Here is a 19,304-nt window from a genome sequence, read left to right on the forward strand (position 1 = left end):
CGAAATATTTACTAAAGGCCTGTATAAAGAAAAAATGTTTTTAACTTTAGATAAATTAATAATGATAATTAACAACGATTTCTCGCTACGAGATCGAAATATTTACTAAAGGCCTGTATAAAGAAAAAATGTTTTTAACTTTAGATAAATTAATAATGATAATTAACAACGATTTCTCGCTACGAGATCGAAATATTTACTAAAGGCCTGTATTAAGCAAATATTAAAGTAAGCAATAATAAATTATTTTTTAGTTTATAACTTAAAAAATTATTATAGTTAGTCGATTTACATACTAATCTTAGTATCTCCAAATAAATTTTTATCTTCCTTTAATGCTGATATTAGCTCTATGATATCTTTCGGTAGTGGTGCGTTCCATTCCATTTCAATGAAAGTAATTGGATGATGCAAACGTAGAAAGGTGGCATGCAACGCTTGGCGATTAAAATTACATAACACTTTGTTAAGGGTATTAGAAGTCTTATTTTGTAATCTAGAAAAACCGCCGTAGAGTGGATCACCTACCAGTGGATGATTAATATGTGCCATATGTACACGGATCTGATGTGTTCGCCCAGTTTCTAGACGCAATCGTAGACGAGTATGGTTACGAAAATTCTCTATTACACGATAATGGGTTACCGCTGGCTTACCCATCGAGCATACTGCCATATGTGTCCGTTTAATGGCATGACGTGCGATTGCCTGTTGTATAGTACCACAAGCAGTTATGCTACCAATAGCGATCGCTTCATATTCACGAGTAATTTCTCGTGCTTGAAGCGACTTCACTAGACAAGTTTGCGCTGATAGAGTTTTAGCTACTACCATCAGACCAGTCGTGTTTTTGTCAAGACGATGCACTATTCCTGCACGAGGAACATTTGCAATAGGCGAAAAATAATGCAGAAGCGCATTCAAAATAGTACCATCGAAATTACCAGCACCAGGATGCACTACTATATTACATGGCTTATTAATGACGAGGATATACTCATCTTCATAAACGATATTCAGTGATATAGCTTGTGGTTTCCAGTACGGTGTTTTTTCTATAAATACTTTGATTTGAACAGATTCACCACCAAATATTTTTCCTTTTGGAACTACTCTGACCTGTTTATTTATTCTTACTAGGCCATTAAGAATCCAGACTTTTATCCGAGATCGTGAATAATCAGGAAACAATTCTACTAAAGCTTGATCTAAACGCTGCCCGAGCTGTGATTTTTTTATCCTTCCTATTAAGTATTTATATTGTGTCATATTAACATATTTTAAATGTTTTGTTTTTACGTAAATATTATTTAAAATGATAAGAATATTCCAATAACAAGCATAACTTTATAATGCATATGAGATATCTAGAATATGTTATACTTTGTTTATTTTTAGTTATAGCAGGTTGTACTAATAAAAAAAGTATTATTCCTGATAATTATTTTCCTTCTGAAATCTACGCTTCTGCTCAGAAAAAATTGCAGAATGGTAATTATACGAGCGCAATTAAAGATCTAGAAGAATTGGAAAATCTTTATTTATCTGGTTTCTATATGCAACAAGTTCAGCTTGACTTAATTTATGCTTATTATAAATCTGCTAATCTGTCGATGGCAAAAGTTTCTATTGATCGTTTTCTTCGTCTAAATCCGATTCATCAGAACATCGATTATGTTCTTTATGTTCGAGGTTTAACTAATATGATGCTAGATGAAAATAAATTACAGGAATTTTTTGGAATAGACCGTTCTGATCGTAGCTTAGAGTATTCCAGAGAAGCATTTAATGATTTTTCGCAGTTAATTCGAGACTATCCAGATAGCAAGTATAACATCGATGTTACCAAATATTTAGTTTATCTTAAAGAACGATTAGCCAAGCACAATTTATGCATCGTGAAGTACTATAATAAACTCGATGCTTATGTAGCAATAGTTAATCGTGTAGAGAAAATGCTGCGTGACTTTCCAGATATAAAAGCAACACAACAAGCACTTCCCTATATGGAAAAAGCTTATCGAGAATTACAGTTAAACAACCAAATAGATAAAACAGAAAAAATAAAAAATAAATCTAAGCTAATATTTCGTTAAATATATTATGAGTATCAATTTTTTATCTTTTATATATATGTAAGTATTATTTTTTACTTATAAAAATTACTTCTTGTAAGAACTTTTCAATAATTTATGTTATACAACAATATCAAATTTAGCTGTATTTAAAGTAAGTTAATAAATAACTGTATTATAATAAATATTTATAAAAAAGAAATAGATATTATTTAAATATACCCTATCTATAGGCATAGCATATCACTAGAGATGATAATATTCTAATTATTAGAATAATAATATTCCTTATATATCAACTTTATGATATTTTAACTATATCTAATAGTATAGATTATTTTTTTAAATTTAGTTGTCTGATATGTTCTTTCAAAATCGATATATATCACAAATAATAATGTATTTTTGATATATTCCTTGATATTTTCTCTGAAATAATACTACTATTTTAGTATCCTTTAAACGCTAAAAGCTAACTATATAGTGTTAGCTTAAGTGTATTAGAACTACAAATAATCTTCATCGTTCTATAAAATTTTTAGTAATTTAAAAGAAATGGATAAATTTAATATAATACTTGAAAAAATAAAAGCTAAATAGCCTTAAATTAAGGAGGCTATTACAAATGAGATTTGCAAGTAAGGTTACTATGTAGATAGTCTATAGTGACTAAATTAACTTACTTAAAGGTAGATTTTATTCATAACTAAATCTAGGGTACTACTTTAAATCTAAACCATTATCAGAGTATTAAAATTAATATAATAACCAATAAATAAAATATAACCTATTTCCTACCTGTATTATAGGAGTTAATATTGCACTATAGTAACATAGTGAATTAGTATTTTTGCTAATATAAGACTTTATTTTTTATATAACTATTAAAACTATAGTCATAGTCGATAGAGAAAAAGAAATTAAAACAAAAATTTTCTATTTCATATTGGAATCTACTTTAGATTATTGCTTTTTAGATAAAAGTATTACTTTACCTTTAAAAGACGTTCTTTGATACGCGCTGATTTACCTGTGCGTTTACGTAGATAATATAGTTTAGCTTGACGTACAAATCCATGGCGTTTCACGATAATGCTATCAATAACCGGTGAATGTATCTGGAATACACGTTCAACACCTTCGCCATTTGAGATCTTCCGTACAGTAAAGGTAGAATGTAAACCACGGTTACGAATAGCAATAACTACACCTTCAAAACTTTGAAGACGTTTTTTACTACCTTCAATAACCCATATTTTAATTTCTAGTGAATCGCCTGGACGGAAAGAAGGTATATTTTGCTTTATTTGTTTTTGTTCAATTTGCTTGATAATATTGTTCATAATTTAGTCTATTTACAATAGATAAACTCATAGTTTAGATTTAAAAATAATTAAACTGATCCATTTAATCATCGTATTGCTTTATTCGATATTCTAACTGAAACTCAGTTAGTAACATTATTTGTTCTTTAGTAAGAACTAGAGTTTTTAGAAGTGCAGGCCTTCTAAGCCAAGTACGGCCCAAAGATTCTTTTAAACGCCATCGATGAATCTTAGTGTGATTTCCAGATAATAAAACTGGTGGTACTTCTATACCGGAAAACACTTTAGGACGAGTATAATGAGGGTAATCTAATAGCCCTTTAGCGAATGAATCCTGTACTGCTGAAGCTTCATGTCCTAATACACCAGGAATAAACCTAGATACCGAATCAATCAGCGTCATCGCTGCTAATTCACCACCACTGAGTACGTAATCACCAATTGACCATTCTTCATCAATCTCAGTAGTGATCAAGCGCTCATCAATACCTTCATAACGACCGCATACCAGAATCATCTTTCGATTAGTGGCCAGCTCGCTTACACCTTTTGTATTTAGCTTTCGACCCTGAGGAGAAAGATAAATTACCTTTGCTCCTTCACCTGCCTGATTTTTTGCTTTATAAATCGCATCCCGTAAAGGCTTCACCATCATCAGCATACCCGGTCCACCGCCATAAGGACGATCATCAACAGTGCGATACCTATCGCAGGCAAAGTCACGTGGACTCCAGCATTGCACATTTAGTAAACCATTTTTTATTGCCCGACCAGTGACCCCATAGTCTGTAATAGCACAGAACATTTTAGGAAAAAGACTAATAACACCAATCCACATCATACTGTTACTTATACTATATTATCTTAAGTATTAAAAATTAAAAACGCGGATTCCATTCAACTTTAATGATGCGAGTCGCGAGATCAACATTCTTAATTACCTGTCCATTGAGGAATGGAACTAATCGTTCTTTAATACCAAAAGCATCTTTTAAATTAGCTTTTACAACTAAAACATCGTTTGAACCAGTTTCTATCAAGTTAATGACTGTGCCAAGATGGTATCCAAGAGTAGTAAAAACTCGACATCCAATAAGATCTTTCCAATAATATTCACCATTTTCAAGATTCAATAATTGCGAAGAATCAATAAAAATCTCGTTATTAGTCAGAAACATAGCTAATTCTCGATCTTCGATATCCATAATTTTTATAATTAAATTTCGATTATGGCGTTTCCAACTTTCTAGGCTAATCATTTGCCATTCATTTACCCTTTTAATGAACCAAGGTTGATAATGAAAAATACTCTCGGCTTCTTCAGTATAGGAAAACACTCTAAGCCAACCGTGAATACCATATGTTGAGCCTAGCTTTCCTAAAACAACTGGATCAAAAGGTGTTGTAATACGGAATTTTTTACTCATTTAAGAAACAGCAAGGTATTAGGTTTCTTTTTTTGCGTCTTTAATTAGCATTAAAACTCGTTTTGAAACTTTTGCACCCTGATTAACCCAATATTTAACACGATCTAAATCTAAATATAGATCTTTAGTTTTACTACGTGAAATTGGATTAAAAAAACCAATTCGTTCAACAAAGCGACCATCTCGTGGATTGTGGCTATCGCTTACGACAATTTGATAAAATGGACGTTTTTTAGCGCCACCTCGTGTCAAACGAATTATTACCATAATGTCCTCTTTAGTTAAAAACCAGCTATATTTATAAAATAAGCAGGCTTATCTTATAAAAGATTTCGTATTCTACTTTTTTTAAAATAAAAAGCAATCAATAATTAACGATTGGAAAAGGTAGATGATATCCTGTTCTTTTTCTGTATTATTTTTGTTATGTCGCTATTTTTAATTTTCTTTATCTTTTTCATTGTTTGCCGCATATCGTTGAATTGTTTTAGTAATTGGTTAACATCCTGAACCTTTACGCCCGAACCAGCAGCAATTCGACGCTTGTGTGAACCTTTAATAATCTCTGGTCTAATACGTTCTTTAAGAGTCATAGAATTGATAATTGCTTCCATGCGTATTAGCACTTTATTATCCATCTGTAATTTGAAATTATCTGATAATTGATTAATTTTTGGCAACTTACTTATCATACTAACCATACCGCCGATACTACGAATTTGCTTAAGTTGATCGAGGAAATCGGTGAGTTCAAAGTTATCACCTTTTTTTAATTTGATAGCTAGTTTTTCTGCTTTATTGCGATCAATTTTGCTTTCAATATCTTCGATAAGCGATAAAATATCACCCATACCAAGTATATGTCCGGCTATGCGATCGGGATAAAATGGTTCCAGTGCATCTGTTTTTTCACCAATACCAATAAATTTAATCGGTTTACCAGTTAAATATCTAATAGAAAACGCTGCACCACCACGTGTATCACTATCTACTTTAGTTAGGATAATCCCTGTTAACGGAAGCGCCTGATTAAATACTTTAGCAATATTAGCAGCATCTTGTCCAGTCATCGCGTCAATGACAAATAAAGTCTCTACTGGTGTAATAATACCGTAGATAGCAATAATTTCAGACATCATTCTTTTATCTAAGTGAAAAAAACCAGCGGTATCTACTAGAAGTACATCGTAAAACTTTCGTTTTGCTTGATTTAAGGCCTGATTAACGATATCAAGAGGCTTTTGATTAACATTAGATGGAAAGAAATCAATACTGATAGTTTTAGCTAATGTTTCTAATTGTTTAATCGCCGCTAAACGATAGATATCGGTAGATACTACTAGTACTTTTTTTTTCTGTTTCTCTTGCAAATATCTTCCGAGTTTACTAATGCTAGTAGTTTTACCAACACCTGGCAAACCAACCATCATTACGACTGCAGGTGGTTGTGTTGATAGATTTAAGGTATTGTTTTCGTTACCCATAGCATTTACTAGTTCGGTGCGCAAGATCTTGATGAATTGCTGTCCTGGTGTTAAGTTTTTATTGACTTTTTTCCCTATAGCACTTTCTTTAACCCGATTAATAAAATCTCGCACCACAGGTAGCGCTACATCTGCTTCTAATAGCGTCATACGAATTTCACGAAGGGTATCTTTAATATTGTCTTCAGAAAGTCTACCTCTGCCGTTAATATTGCGTAATACATGCGATAATCGATTAGATAAATTTTCAAACATAGTTTTTATTTAACATAGAGTTTATATAGTTTGAACGATATTACTAATAGTAGTATATCATTAAGAATACTAATATTACTCATCTCTTAATACTTAATAATATTATTATCTCTTAGACTTCTATTTTTAGTTTTAAGATAAAAAATTAAACTTATTTAACGTAAGATCTTAAATTATCTTTACTATCTAGATAAAGCCAAAATGGCAATAGTGAATAATTATTACTGATTATTGTCACTGATTTCCTATTTTAGGTTATTAATATGATTAATATAATATTAATGAAAATGTTTTATATCAGGTGAATTAGCACTAAGTTTATTACAGGATTAGATTAATCTATCTATTAGATAGGTATTTAAGCGTGTTTAGAATTATTATTAATAATACCAAGTTATTTCTATCTGGATTTAATAATCTATAACAGCTTAAATAAAATAATACCGATAGGGAATACTAATTTTAATATAAATTTAATGAACATATTATTTGTTCTTTTAATTGAAACGTTACTTTAATGCATAGAAATTACTAAGTTTTTTATTAAAAATAATTCTCTAGTATTATTATTTATAATAACTATATGAAATGCATTTAATTTTTCATTTGTGCTACACTAGTACTGATTTAACTTTAAGATCTGTTTAAAATTTCACTTTTAATATATCTGTATCACTGATTTTACAGTATCAACTGTGTTCTCTTTAATCTAGTATATAATAAGGCTAATATATAAACTAGTTAGATATCCTACTTAGGAAGTATCTATTATCTTAACTATCTTTTGTATTCAAACCCTTATACATAAAACAAGAAAATAAATATCCAAAGATATGATATCTATTTTTAAAATCTTTAATTTTTAAGGTTAAATCGATAAAGCTATATTCATAAAAATATATACCATGATAAATGGAAAAATAGAATAGTTCTGTCTTATTTTTAAAAATTATTGTTTTTGGATGTAAAACATCATCCTATCGTTTATAAAAATAATAAACACTCATTTTATTAATATGCCTATTAATAAAAATGTTAAATTAATTATAGTTGATACGATTTTTTCATTGATTACTTAATCTGCTAAAATTATTTAAAACTCAAACAGTTTATTGTTTAATATTTTATGTAATTATGACTAGGATCATAGATATTATAACTAATTATATTTAGTTATAATATCTATGATAATTCAATATACAGAATTTTTATAGTAGTCATTAGCTAAAATAAACATATGTTAATATTATTATATATAAATTTATTCAAAAACAAAAATAATTATTCCATAATATATTAGCAATATGCTATTTATTTTACAGATTAACTCTTATCACTAATTGTTTATAATTATTTATTTAAATAATAAATTAAATGTTTATTTTTAAGATAATATAGCAAAGAAGTCTTTATCTAACTAAAGAGAATGCTTATTTTTTCAGAAATTATTTTCTTTTGATTACTTCACAGTAAAATTAGTCTTCAATATAAAAAATAAAACAATAAAAAACAAAAGAAACAATGCAGCGAAAATGACGCATCCGAGAGGATTCGAACCTCCGACCGCTCGGTTCGTAGCCGAGTACTCTATCCAGCTGAGCTACGGATGCAATGCAAATGGCGGTGAGAGAGGGATTCGAACCCTCGATACAGCTTTTGGCTATATACTCCCTTAGCAGGGGAGCGCCTTCAGCCTCTCGGCCACCTCACCTATCCGCCATTTTTTGAAAAACTTATAAAAATTTTAAACAGCATATATATTATGCTATTGACTTGATAAGTCAAACTATTTTTCTCAAGAATTAATTACTTAATTCCTATGCGACTTATTATAGAAAAGTAACTAAATAGCAATAGATCATTAATCTCTTCAAACTTTAAAAAATAAAAACAAAACCATGAAGGTACTAATAAAAAGGTAATAATAACGAAATTTACAAACGGAATATACCTTACATGGAATAAAGTGATAAAAAGTAAAAAGATTGATAAGAAATCTATTATAACTTCTCAGCTTTAATATATTTTACTGATATAAACTTAATTGCTTTGTATATTTAAAATAGTAATAATAACTTTTTAACGAAAGGATTCACATTAAAATATTCTAAATACTTTAATTTAATAGAAATTATAGAGTCATTTATATTATAAATGACTCTATTTGAATTTTTCAACTAATATCGCATCTATACTTGACAACGCAGCTGGTAAAGCAGAAATATTTTTGCCATTAGCTTGCGCCATTTCGGGATGTCCACCACCTTTTCCGTTTACTTGTTTTACAAGATAAGCAATAATATCATTTGCTTTGACTAGATTTATTAAATCTTTAGTTACGCCAGCTATCAAATTAATTTTTCCATTTAATACTGAAGCAAGAATAATAACTGCAGATTCCAACTGATTTTTTAAATTATCTACTATGGTACGTAGTATTTCTGGTTCAGAGCTATTAAGTTGGCTAACTAGAACTTGAACACCGTTAATATCACGTACTTTACTGCTAAGAAAAGTACTTTTTTGTATTGCTTGTTGATTTTTTAACTGTTTAAGATCCTTTTTTAGCTGTTGATAACGTTCTTGCATAACTCGTATTTTATCTATTAGCGTTTGACTATCTCCTTTTACTAACTTAGCTATATACTTTACTATATCGTTTTTCTGGTGTAGTGATTCTAATGCTTCTTCAGCGGTTAGTGCTTCAATACGGCGAATACCAGCGGCAGTGCTGAATTCAGAAATAATATGAAAAAGACCGATATCACCAGTACGGCTAGTGTGAGTTCCTCCGCATAATTCAGTAGAAAAATCTCCTATGCTTAATATCCTAACATGCGAATCATATTTCTCGTTAAATAACTTTACAACACCTTTTTTACGAGCATCTTCTAGTTTTAGAATATCGGTTTTAATAGGCAAATTTCGCCGGATTTGCTCATTAACAAGTTTTTCTATCCAATGAATTTGTTCTAGTTTTATATCTTTATTATAGGAGAAATCAAAACGCAGATGGTGATCATTAACTAGCGATCCTTTTTGTTCTATATGCTTGCTAAGAATCTGAAGTAACGCTGCATGTAATAAATGGATAGCAGAATGATTTAGACAAATCCGTTTACGGCGTACACTATCTACCTGTGCAATAACCTTCATACCCAACTGTAGTACACCGTAACTGAGCTTTCCATGATGAAAAAAAATTTTACCGTATTTCTGTGTGTCTGCTACCTTAAATATCATAGAAGCCGCTTTTAATATACCTTTATCACCTACTTGACCACCCGATTCACCATAAAACGGTGTTTCATCGAGTACAACTACAGCTTCTTCTCCTTGAAAGATAGTATCTACCGGCTGTCCATCGCGAAATAATGCAGTTATACATCCCTGATGTTCAAGATATTCATAACCAAAAAAACGAGTAGTTTTATTTACAGACAACAAATTATTATAGTTAATGCTAAAACCGCTTGATGTACGGGCTCGTTTTCGTTGTGCTTCCATTTCGAGATTAAAACCAGATTTATCAACATGTAGATTACGTTCGCGACAGATATCAGCAGTTAAATCTAGTGGAAAACCGTAAGTATCGTAAAGACGGAAGGCAATTTCACCATCGAGTGTATCGTTAGTCAGTTTAGCTAGTTCATTATCTAGTAACATCAAACCACGTTTCAAAGTACGTGCAAACTGCTCTTCTTCATTACGTAGTACTTGTTCTATCATCGTTTGTTGCGATTTTATATGGTTTTCGTTACTGCCTGTCATGTTTATTATAAGTGGTGAGACAAGTTTATAGAAAAAGGTGTCGCTAGCACCTAACATGTTACCATGACGAATTGCTCGACGAATAATACGTCGTAAAATATATCCCCTACCCTCTTTAGATGGAATGACACCATCGCTGATTAAAAAGGCACATGAACGTATATGATCAGCAATAACCCTAAGCGATTTACTGTTAGGATACTTACTGCCCGTGACTTCTTCTACAGCGGAGATAAGTGTTTTAAACAGGTCGATATCATAGTTTGAATGAACATGTTGTAATATTGCCGCAATACGTTCCAGACCCATACCAGTATCTACTGATGGTTTCGGTAATACCAGCAAATTACCGTCGGCTTGGCGATTAAACTGTATAAAAACCAAGTTCCAGATCTCAGTATAGCGATCACCATTTTCTTCTAAACTTCCTGGCGGACCACCCCAAATATGTTCACCATGATCATAGAAAATTTCTGAACAAGGGCCACAGGGACCAGTATTACCCATTTGCCAGAAATTATCGGAGGCATAAGTACTACCTTTATTATCACCAATACGGATAATTTGCTTGATGGGAAGTCCCACTTCTTTAGCCCAGATATCATAGGTTTCATCATCGGTGGCATATACTGTGACCCAAAGTTTATCTTTAGGCAAATTAAACCACTTTTTTTCAGTTAAGAGTTCCCATGCGAATAAAATAGCCTCATGTTTAAAATAATCTCCGAAGCTAAAATTTCCTAGCATTTCAAAAAAAGTATGATGACGCGTCGTATAACCAACATTTTCTAAATCATTATGCTTGCCGCCAACACGCACACAGCGCTGTGACGTTGTAGCGCGTCGATAAGAACGATTATCTAGACCTAAGAATACATCCTTAAACTGGTTCATACCAGCATTGGTAAAAAGTAATGTTGGATCATTTTCGGGTACTAGCGAACTGCTCGATATTATCTGATGTCCTTTACTATAAAAAAAATCTAAAAACGCCTGACGGATTTCAGTGGTACTCTTGCTCATAGTTATCCATAAATCATAAAAATATCAAATATCAAATACAAAAATAGAACAATAAAGTTACAAAACAGATCTAGTAATATTTAGGATTATAAAATAAGAATAAAACAAGTTTATTTATACTATCCATTACAAATTCTAAAAATAGAATTAATTTCATCGAAGGAAAACCGCGATAGAGAAGATAACGTTGTAATTTGTTTTTAATCTGCGGTAAATTCGACAAGGGTTGACCAAACTTCTTTTAGCTACAGCAGCTGTACGATCGACAGCTAATTTAGCAAAGGCTGCATCAATATTATCCCTACTAATGCCTTTTCGAAAAAGTTCTATACGGATGCGCTGTTCGCTATAACCTTTTTCACTACGCCAGTTTGCATAGTGTTTAGCAAAACAACTATTATCAAGCCAGTGATGTTTGCAACAATAATCGATTACTTGATTAATCTTTGCCTGTTGATATAGAAATTGAACGGGTTGTATATTAGGCCATTTTCGAAAACGATAGTATCTAATCAGTGATACTATTAGCTTACGTCGCAACTCAGCTTCAGTATAATTTCGGCGAAATAGAAACTGTAAAGTTAAAACAAAAAGAGAAACTACCATCTCAGAAACCTCAAATTGCAGTTATGTATGTTTTATTCACCGTTAGTTAATCAAAAACTTTTATTACTACTCTTTATTATAATCTTCATTTTCACTTTCTACGTCGTTGATTAAATAGCTATTATCTCCACTATTACTATTATCATGTAATAACATATTACGTAGTTTTTTATTTATCTCATCTGCTAGATTGGGACGAGATTTTATGAAATTACAAACGTTAGCTTTTCCCTGACCGATTTTCTCGCTATTATAGCTGTACCAGGTACCAGCTTTTTCAATTATTTTATGTTTAACACCTAAATCAACTAATTCACCGAAAATATTAATACCTTCACCATACATAATCTGAAATTCAGCTTGTTTAAAGGGTACGGCAACTTTGTTCTTCACAACTTTAACTCGGGTTTCGCTACCTACCACTACATCCCCTGCTTTTATTGAACCAATACGACGAATATCTAGACGAACTGATGCGTAAAATTTAAGGGCATTACCACCAGTAGTAGTTTCTGGGTTACCGAATATAATACCAATCTTCATACGAATCTGATTAATAAAGATCAAAAGTGTATTGGCATTTTTTAAATTACCCGCTAATTTTCGCATCGCTTGACTCATCATACGAGCAGTTAACCCCATATGGGAATCACCAATTTCACCCTCGATTTCTGCTTTAGGTGTTAGTGCCGCTACAGAATCGACAATTATGACATCTACTGCGCCAGAGCGGGTTAGAACATCACAGATTTCTAATGCCTGCTCACCAGTATCTGGTTGAGAACATAGTAGATTATCAATATCTACACCAAGCTTTTTTGCATAAAGAGGATCCAAGGCGTGTTCTGCATCTATAAAGGCGCAGATCTTACCTTCTCGCTGAGCTGCAGCGATAACTTGAAGAGTTAAGGTTGTTTTGCCAGATGATTCTGGGCCATATATTTCAACGATACGACCCATAGGTAACCCACCTGTGCCTAACGCGATATCTAGAGTCAAAGAACCTGTAGAGATTGTTTCAATATCCATAGATCGATCTTGACCAAGACGCATTATTGAGCCTCTACCAAATTGTTTTTCAATCTGATCTAGTGCTACTGCTAACGCTTTTTGTTTATTCTCATCAATAGTCATTTCAATTCTTATTAACCAAGGAGCGACACTATTAACTTTCTACATCAACTATGTATACTAGCAATACTTAGTATTAAGTATAGTGTATGGTTATACAGTATCAAGTAAATTTTTTGAGCAATATAATAAGCAGTATGTTAGAGAAAATGTAAAATCTAACGATGTTCTACCTTCTTATTATTATCGAATACATAAGTTGAAAAGATTCTTCTTTACCTACAATAGAGAAATCTAACTAGAATATACCAATAAGTTTTTATTATGCTATTACTGTGAGCGGCGATAATACTTATTATCACCTTATAGTTTTTAGATATAGCATATACTAGAGATAATCTTCAGTAAAACTTAATTTCTTTCACTGTGCTATATCTCCCTCTCCTTAGTATTTTAAAGTTTAGTATGCTAAGCAAATTTATTTTTGCCTAATTTCTGTATGTAATTAAACTGTATAGAAGCAGCTAACTATTGATAAAAACGCTAGTAATCTTATAAAACTAACTAATAGTGCATAACTCATTAAAGGTAATAAATATATTATGCTTTATTAAAAAGTACGTTTAATTTCGCGATAGGTATATATAATGTGTTTCATCAGTTATTGATATTTTAATTTTAAATTAATTTATATGATAATATATAAGGAAATAATGCTATTTCAATAGATGCAATAGATATTATTAAAAATAGATATTACTAAAGGAGATATAATAATCTTATTATAAGGATTATTACTTTTTATTTAAAAATATTAAATTAATGAATTATATAAAATTTATATCCATAAAAATAAAAAATTTTATATTTTAAACACTAAAAATGACGTTCTATTTTATATATCTATTAGGAATAGTAATATAAATATATAAATAATTTTATCATTGCTATTTAATGCTCTCATTTTAATTAAAACACAAATAAAATTAATAGCAATTTTAGGATTTATCTATAATTAATCTGAATGTAATAAAAATTTTTAGATGTTTTTATTAAAAAAAAGACAATGAGTATTATAATATAATAATTAATTATAGTAACATTACATTGAAGTAATATATAAAATATAATCTATCTAAAATTAGATTAATTTTAGAATAATGTTTAATATCTAATAATTATAATTAAAAATTTTCGATATGAGAATAAAAAGCTAAAAATTCTTTACAGGTTGACATCAAGCGTAATAACAAAATATTAACTAATATTTTGTTAAAAATCAGTTAATTTAATTATAATTAACTATATCTTATATTTTTAAAAAAAAATGATAAAGTTAAATTTTTTTAAACACTTTAATGAGCTTTAAAGTATTCTATTGTTTAAAAAATTTCTCCTGAAAAGCGATTTTAAAAAAACTATGAATAAAATTAGAACTAACAGTATATATAAACTATTTCTTAGTACTATTTCAATAAAAAATGTTATTTCTTGATTTTTTTAAGGAAGTTATAGTAGTGTTACTATAGATAAAATGAATTTAATAAAAACTCATATTTTAGCCTAGTAAAACTTTCTATTACTGCTAGCGTTCCTATCATTTATTAGTAATCTCTAACTTTAGAGTTTGTCACTAATTATTCTATTTTTATGACTTATAATTTATGAAAAACATTACCAATTTTATATCTTGATTATCTATAAATAATCTTCTCTAGCAGAGTTTTTTATTTTCTATAGTACATTGAGTATTAATTCTTTTTATTGTTTATTGAGGTTTTTTAGAAGTTCTTATTAAATTTTCTTTAAGTATTCATTCTTGTAATGACTTAAAAATTATCTAAAAACCTCTCGTCGCTAAAATAGATAAAAATAAATACTAATTTAAATAAATTATCTCTATATCTTATCTTAAAATAAAGTAAATTCTAATAAATTAGATAGTTGCTCCTTATCAAACTATTTAGCAACAATAATTTCTATATTAATTTTAAATGATATATCATTTATATGATATCTAACATAGTACAGATAAAAAATATTAGTAACTACGTTAAGTTACTTTAACGGATATCTATTTCTATCTATTAAGTAAAAAACCATAAAATATCACGTTTTTTAGTAAATTACAAAGTTATTAGTAATCGAAGATATATTTTCTAAACATTTAGCGATTTATAACTCATTTTTTTGAATTAGTAATGAAATCGTTTTAGAGTAATATACTCTACCACTTAAAAATAGGTCTTATAAAGAGATATTATTATATTAATGATAATTTAATAATTATTATTTTTTATTTTTTCTAAAAAACAAACTTTTAAAATTTTAAAAAATTATAGAAAAATTATTATTATCGATAATTTTAATTCCAATATAATTATTATTTATTTTATCGAAAAATTCATAATATCTTTTTATTTTAAATAAAACTGTTTATACTACTATAGTCCTTGCATTAATTTTATTAATTATGAAAAAGAGAGAATGCAAAATAGAATAATTAAATAAATAAACAATATGCGTAATATTCATAAACTATTGATTTTGTTTAATTCATTAATCGTAGAAAAATATTTCTATGAAATTTTTGTATGTCAATTTAATTAAGTCAATAGCTAAAATACGGATTACTAATTCTACTATTCACTATAACTTCATATGATTTATCAAAAATTTAATACCATTCCTATAAAGTTAACTACACTAATATCTTCAGTATCTTAAATAAGATTATATCTAAAACTTAAAATTAATATATTATAAAATTTTTTGTCTTAATAGTACTAATATCTTATAGAGACTACTTAAATAAGCAGTAGATATTTCTATTGAAAATCATTAAATTGATCATTGTATGCTTAATTTTTTCTGTCAATTTATATTAGAATTTATTTCGATAAATAGCTAACGTACTAGTAAAAATGCTAATTAATAAATCGTTGACAAATCTTATCGATTAGAAATCAAAAATATAATTTTTGTAAATAAAGAAGAATATGTGTAAATTCATCATAATAAATATTATGTCTAGAAATTATAAAAAAGATAAATACTTAGTTATATTATTATATAATTTAATCATTAATAAACATAATAAAATGTTTAAATTATTTATATTTTAATCTTGACTATTTCATAGGAAAATATTTTTTATTTAAAATATAAAACTTAGACGTGCTTAATATTGAAGATGTGGTATTATCAGTTACTTTGCTAATTGGATATAGTTTATATCATTAATCTAATATTATTTATTTTTATCGTGATTCTAATCGCGTTAATCTAAATATGATCACTAATTTAGATAAATTATTATCTCTATTCTACAGAGAAGTTTTATTTTTTCTTATCTTCTCTAATATATTTAACTTTTCTAATTATACTATTAGTTATTATTATTTCTATCCTTATCTATCAAAACTAAGAAAATAACTTGTTTAAATATATAGATTTTATTTTTTAATATACATTTATTTTTACTAAGCTAGTATAGTTGCATACAAAGATAATTTTTCTTTTATTTATATGAATGTATTAAGTGGAATAGTACATAGCTTCTTTATTAGAAACTGTGATATTTATAAATATAATAATAAACTTAAAAAATTAAACGGGTTATTTTTAAATATTTATGATTGATAATAAAAATATAGAATTACATACTCCTATGATGCAACAATATCTAAAATTAAAAGCAAAGCATCCAGATATGTTACTTTTTTATCGGATGGGAGACTTTTATGAGCTTTTCTATGATGATGCTAAACGTGCATCTCAGTTGATAGGTATTTCTCTCACTAAACGGGGAATCTTCTCTGGCGAGCCGATTCCTATGGCCGGAATACCCTATCACGTAGTAGAAAATTATCTAGCTAAATTAATGGCTCTAGGAGAATCAGTCGCTATCTGTGAGCAAACTGGCGATTCTACTAAGGTTAACGGTCCTATAGAACGTCGTATAGTTCGTATTGTTACTCCAGGCACTCTAAGTGATGAAGGATTACTTAATGAATTTCAGGATAATCTATTAGCTTCTATTTGGCAAGAACCAAAAGGTTTTGGTTACGCTACGCTAGATATTACATCAGGTCGTTTTATAATTTCCGAATCTATAGATCGTGAAGCTATAGACGCAGAATTACAACGTACTAATCCGGTTGAACTTCTTTACCCTGAAACATTTCAGGATATGACTCTTATCGAGAATCGTCGCGGACTTCGCCGAAGACCTTTGTGGGAGTTCGAACTCAATACAGCCCGTCAACAGCTCACCTTACAATTCGGTACTCATAATTTAAGTGGTTTTGGTATTGAAGAGGCACATTTTGCCCTACGCGCTGCTGGCTGTTTACTACAATATGTTAAAGATACTCAGCGCATATCATTGCCACATATTCGTGCTATTACTATGGAACGCCAACAAGATAGCATTTTAATGAATTCTGCGACGAGACGAAGTCTAGAATTAACACAAAATCTTAGTGGGGGTAGTGAAAATACGCTATCGGATGTTTTAGACCGCACAGTCACACCTATGGGAAGTCGTATGCTAAAACGTTGGTTACATATGCCTATCCGGGATATTAATATTCTTATCTACCGTCAGCAGAGTATTTATTCATTACAAAATCAAGTAATGAAATTGCAAGTATTATTGCGTCAAGTAGGTGATCTAGAGCGTTTACTAGCACGCATAGCAATGCGTTCGGCTCGCCCTCGAGATCTAGCTCGAATACGTGATGCATTGACACAGTTACCTGCTATTCATATTCTTCTTTCCAGCCAATCGAATCGGTATTTAACTAAGTTATTAAATAAGATTGGTAAATTTGAGATACTATGCGATTTGTTAGTACGAGCTATCATCGAAGTTCCTCCGATACTGATACGCGAAGGCGGTGTAATTGCTCCAGGCTACAATTCTGAATTGGATAAATATCACGATCTAGTAAAAATGGAAACCGATTATATTAATCGATTGGAACTTCGTGAGCGAAAGAAAACAGGATTAGAGACATTAAAAATCAGTTTTAATGCCATAAATGGTTATTTTATTCAGCTACGCCGAAGCCAAAGCCACTTGGCTCCAAGTTACTATATACGATGTCAAACATTAAAAAATTCTGAACGCTATATTATTACCGAATTAAAAGAACATGAAGAAAAAATAATGATCTCAAAAAACAAAGCTCTTACGTTGGAAAAAATACTTTATAACGAACTTTTTGATTTGATATTACCATATTTAGCAGCGCTACAAGATAGTTCTGCTGCATTGGCAGAGTTAGATGTACTAAGTAATTTAGCTGAACGTGCAGAAACAATGCGATATGTATGTCCAACAATCAACACACATTCAGGAATTCACATTATTGGTGGTCGACATCCTGTCGTAGAGCGCATTTCAAGTAAACCTTTTATTTCTAATCCACTAAAACTGTCTAAGACGCAACACATGTTAATTATTACAGGCCCAAATATGGGCGGTAAAAGTACCTATATGCGTCAAACTGCTTTGATTGTAATACTAGCGTATATCGGTAGTTTTGTACCAGCTGATGAAGCTGCTATCGGTCCGATAGACCATATTTTTACTCGAATCGGAACTGCTGATAATCTGACTTCCGATCGTTCTACTTTTATGGTAGAAATGATCGAAACTGCTAATATTTTACATAATGCTACACAAAACAGTCTTGTTTTAATAGATGAAATCGGACGAGGTACATCAACCTGCGATGGTTTATCACTAGCTTGGGCTTGTGCAGAGGATCTAGCAACTCGTATGAAAGCCATGACTCTATTTTCTACTCATTACTTTGAACTAAGCGCTTTACCAGAAAAAATAGAAGGTGTAGTTAATGTCCACTTAGATGCAGTGAAACGCGGTAATACTATCGCTTTTATGTACAATTTACAGGATGGCGCTACTAATAAGAGTTACGGTTTATCAGTAGCAGCATTAGCAGGAGTGCCACATGAAGTTATTAAACGCGCACGTCAGAAACTCAGGGAGTTAGAAAAGACATCTATTGACGAAACGGTAAATAGCTTAAATCGGTTTCAACTTTCGTTTCTGAAATCAGAAGAGAAGTCTGTGTTACTTATGTTAGAAAGATTAAATCCTGACAATCTATCGCCACGCCAAGCATTAGAGTGGCTTTACCGTCTTAAAAATACTATAAAATACAGAAAAGTAAAAAAAAATTAGAAACAGCAGTAACAAACTTGTTATTTAGTAATAATACTTTTATAAGTAATATC

12 protein-coding genes and 2 tRNA genes are annotated in these 19,304 nt (G+C 30.0%); 2 read left to right on the forward strand and 12 right to left on the reverse strand.

Annotated features, from left to right (window positions below):
- Positions 1-288: 288 nt before the first annotated feature.
- Complete coding sequence (rluD, locus tag FVIR_RS00975) at positions 289-1,269, reverse strand: 23S rRNA pseudouridine(1911/1915/1917) synthase RluD (RefSeq protein ID WP_067497790.1); 981 nt, start codon at positions 1,267-1,269, stop codon at positions 289-291.
- An 89-nt stretch (positions 1,270-1,358) separates the two neighbouring features.
- Here rluD and bamD point away from each other — a divergent pair, with 89 nt between their 5' ends.
- Positions 1,359-2,096, forward strand: a complete 738-nt coding sequence (gene bamD / locus FVIR_RS00980) for an outer membrane protein assembly factor BamD (protein WP_067498631.1) — start codon at positions 1,359-1,361, stop codon at positions 2,094-2,096.
- A 965-nt stretch (positions 2,097-3,061) separates the two neighbouring features.
- Here the strand turns inward: bamD and rplS are convergent.
- The 11 genes from rplS to recA all read right to left on the reverse strand — a co-directional run bounded on the left by rplS (position 3,062) and on the right by recA (position 13,100).
- Positions 3,062-3,418, reverse strand: coding sequence for a 50S ribosomal protein L19 (rplS, locus tag FVIR_RS00985; protein WP_067497793.1), 357 nt, complete (start codon positions 3,416-3,418; stop codon positions 3,062-3,064).
- A 64-nt stretch (positions 3,419-3,482) separates the two neighbouring features.
- Positions 3,483-4,238: a tRNA (guanosine(37)-N1)-methyltransferase TrmD gene (gene trmD, locus FVIR_RS00990; RefSeq protein WP_067498634.1), complete on the reverse strand. Its 756-nt coding sequence runs from the start codon at positions 4,236-4,238 to the stop codon at positions 3,483-3,485.
- Positions 4,239-4,278: 40 nt separating this feature from the next.
- A complete protein-coding gene (rimM, locus tag FVIR_RS00995) occupies positions 4,279-4,827 on the reverse strand; it encodes a ribosome maturation factor RimM (protein ID WP_067497796.1) in 549 nt (182 codons plus the stop codon).
- An 18-nt stretch (positions 4,828-4,845) separates the two neighbouring features.
- Positions 4,846-5,094, reverse strand: coding sequence for a 30S ribosomal protein S16 (rpsP, locus tag FVIR_RS01000; protein ID WP_067497799.1), 249 nt, complete (start codon positions 5,092-5,094; stop codon positions 4,846-4,848).
- Positions 5,095-5,198: 104 nt separating this feature from the next.
- Positions 5,199-6,566, reverse strand: coding sequence for a signal recognition particle protein (gene ffh / locus FVIR_RS01005; RefSeq protein ID WP_067497802.1), 1,368 nt, complete (start codon positions 6,564-6,566; stop codon positions 5,199-5,201).
- 1,536 nt (positions 6,567-8,102) lie between these two features.
- Positions 8,103-8,176: transfer RNA gene (locus FVIR_RS01010), tRNA-Arg, on the reverse strand.
- A gap of 8 nt (positions 8,177-8,184) precedes the next feature.
- Positions 8,185-8,277 (reverse strand) — tRNA-Ser (locus FVIR_RS01015).
- Between the two features lie 449 nt (positions 8,278-8,726).
- On the reverse strand, positions 8,727-11,360 hold the full coding sequence (alaS, locus tag FVIR_RS01020) for an alanine--tRNA ligase (protein WP_067497805.1): 2,634 nt from the start codon (positions 11,358-11,360) through the stop codon (positions 8,727-8,729).
- Positions 11,361-11,430: 70 nt separating this feature from the next.
- The gene (locus FVIR_RS02780) at positions 11,431-11,583 is read right to left on the reverse strand and encodes a hypothetical protein (protein WP_408605363.1); all 153 of its coding nucleotides are present in this window, start codon (positions 11,581-11,583) and stop codon (positions 11,431-11,433) included.
- A complete protein-coding gene (locus FVIR_RS01025) occupies positions 11,514-11,966 on the reverse strand; it encodes a regulatory protein RecX (protein ID WP_067497808.1) in 453 nt (150 codons plus the stop codon). The genes FVIR_RS02780 and FVIR_RS01025 overlap by 70 nt, the downstream gene beginning before the upstream one ends.
- A gap of 66 nt (positions 11,967-12,032) precedes the next feature.
- Positions 12,033-13,100 carry a recombinase RecA gene (recA, locus tag FVIR_RS01030; protein WP_067497811.1) on the reverse strand — a complete coding sequence of 356 codons (1,068 nt, stop codon included), beginning with the start codon at positions 13,098-13,100 and terminating at the stop codon, positions 12,033-12,035.
- Positions 13,101-16,671: 3,571 nt separating this feature from the next.
- Between recA and mutS the strand changes: the two genes are divergently transcribed.
- A complete protein-coding gene (gene mutS, locus FVIR_RS01035) occupies positions 16,672-19,251 on the forward strand; it encodes a DNA mismatch repair protein MutS (protein WP_067497814.1) in 2,580 nt (859 codons plus the stop codon).
- The last annotated feature ends 53 nt before the right edge of the window (positions 19,252-19,304 follow it).

It is taken from the genome of Candidatus Gullanella endobia, assembly GCF_900048035.1.
GTDB lineage: Bacteria > Pseudomonadota > Gammaproteobacteria > Enterobacterales > Enterobacteriaceae > Gullanella > Gullanella endobia.

Coding starts and splice junctions, on each gene's coding strand:
- rpsP (WP_067497799.1), bottom strand. CDS start 5,094: ATGGTAATAATTCGTTTGACACGAGGTGGCGCTAAAAAACGTCCATTT.
- rluD (WP_067497790.1), bottom strand. CDS start 1,269: ATGACACAATATAAATACTTAATAGGAAGGATAAAAAAATCACAGCTC.
- alaS (WP_067497805.1), bottom strand. CDS start 11,360: ATGAGCAAGAGTACCACTGAAATCCGTCAGGCGTTTTTAGATTTTTTT.
- ffh (WP_067497802.1), bottom strand. CDS start 6,566: ATGTTTGAAAATTTATCTAATCGATTATCGCATGTATTACGCAATATT.
- mutS (WP_067497814.1), top strand. CDS start 16,672: ATGATTGATAATAAAAATATAGAATTACATACTCCTATGATGCAACAA.
- trmD (WP_067498634.1), bottom strand. CDS start 4,238: ATGTGGATTGGTGTTATTAGTCTTTTTCCTAAAATGTTCTGTGCTATT.
- rimM (WP_067497796.1), bottom strand. CDS start 4,827: ATGAGTAAAAAATTCCGTATTACAACACCTTTTGATCCAGTTGTTTTA.
- rplS (WP_067497793.1), bottom strand. CDS start 3,418: ATGAACAATATTATCAAGCAAATTGAACAAAAACAAATAAAGCAAAAT.
- FVIR_RS01025 (WP_067497808.1), bottom strand. CDS start 11,966: ATGGTAGTTTCTCTTTTTGTTTTAACTTTACAGTTTCTATTTCGCCGA.
- bamD (WP_067498631.1), top strand. CDS start 1,359: ATGAGATATCTAGAATATGTTATACTTTGTTTATTTTTAGTTATAGCA.
- recA (WP_067497811.1), bottom strand. CDS start 13,100: ATGACTATTGATGAGAATAAACAAAAAGCGTTAGCAGTAGCACTAGAT.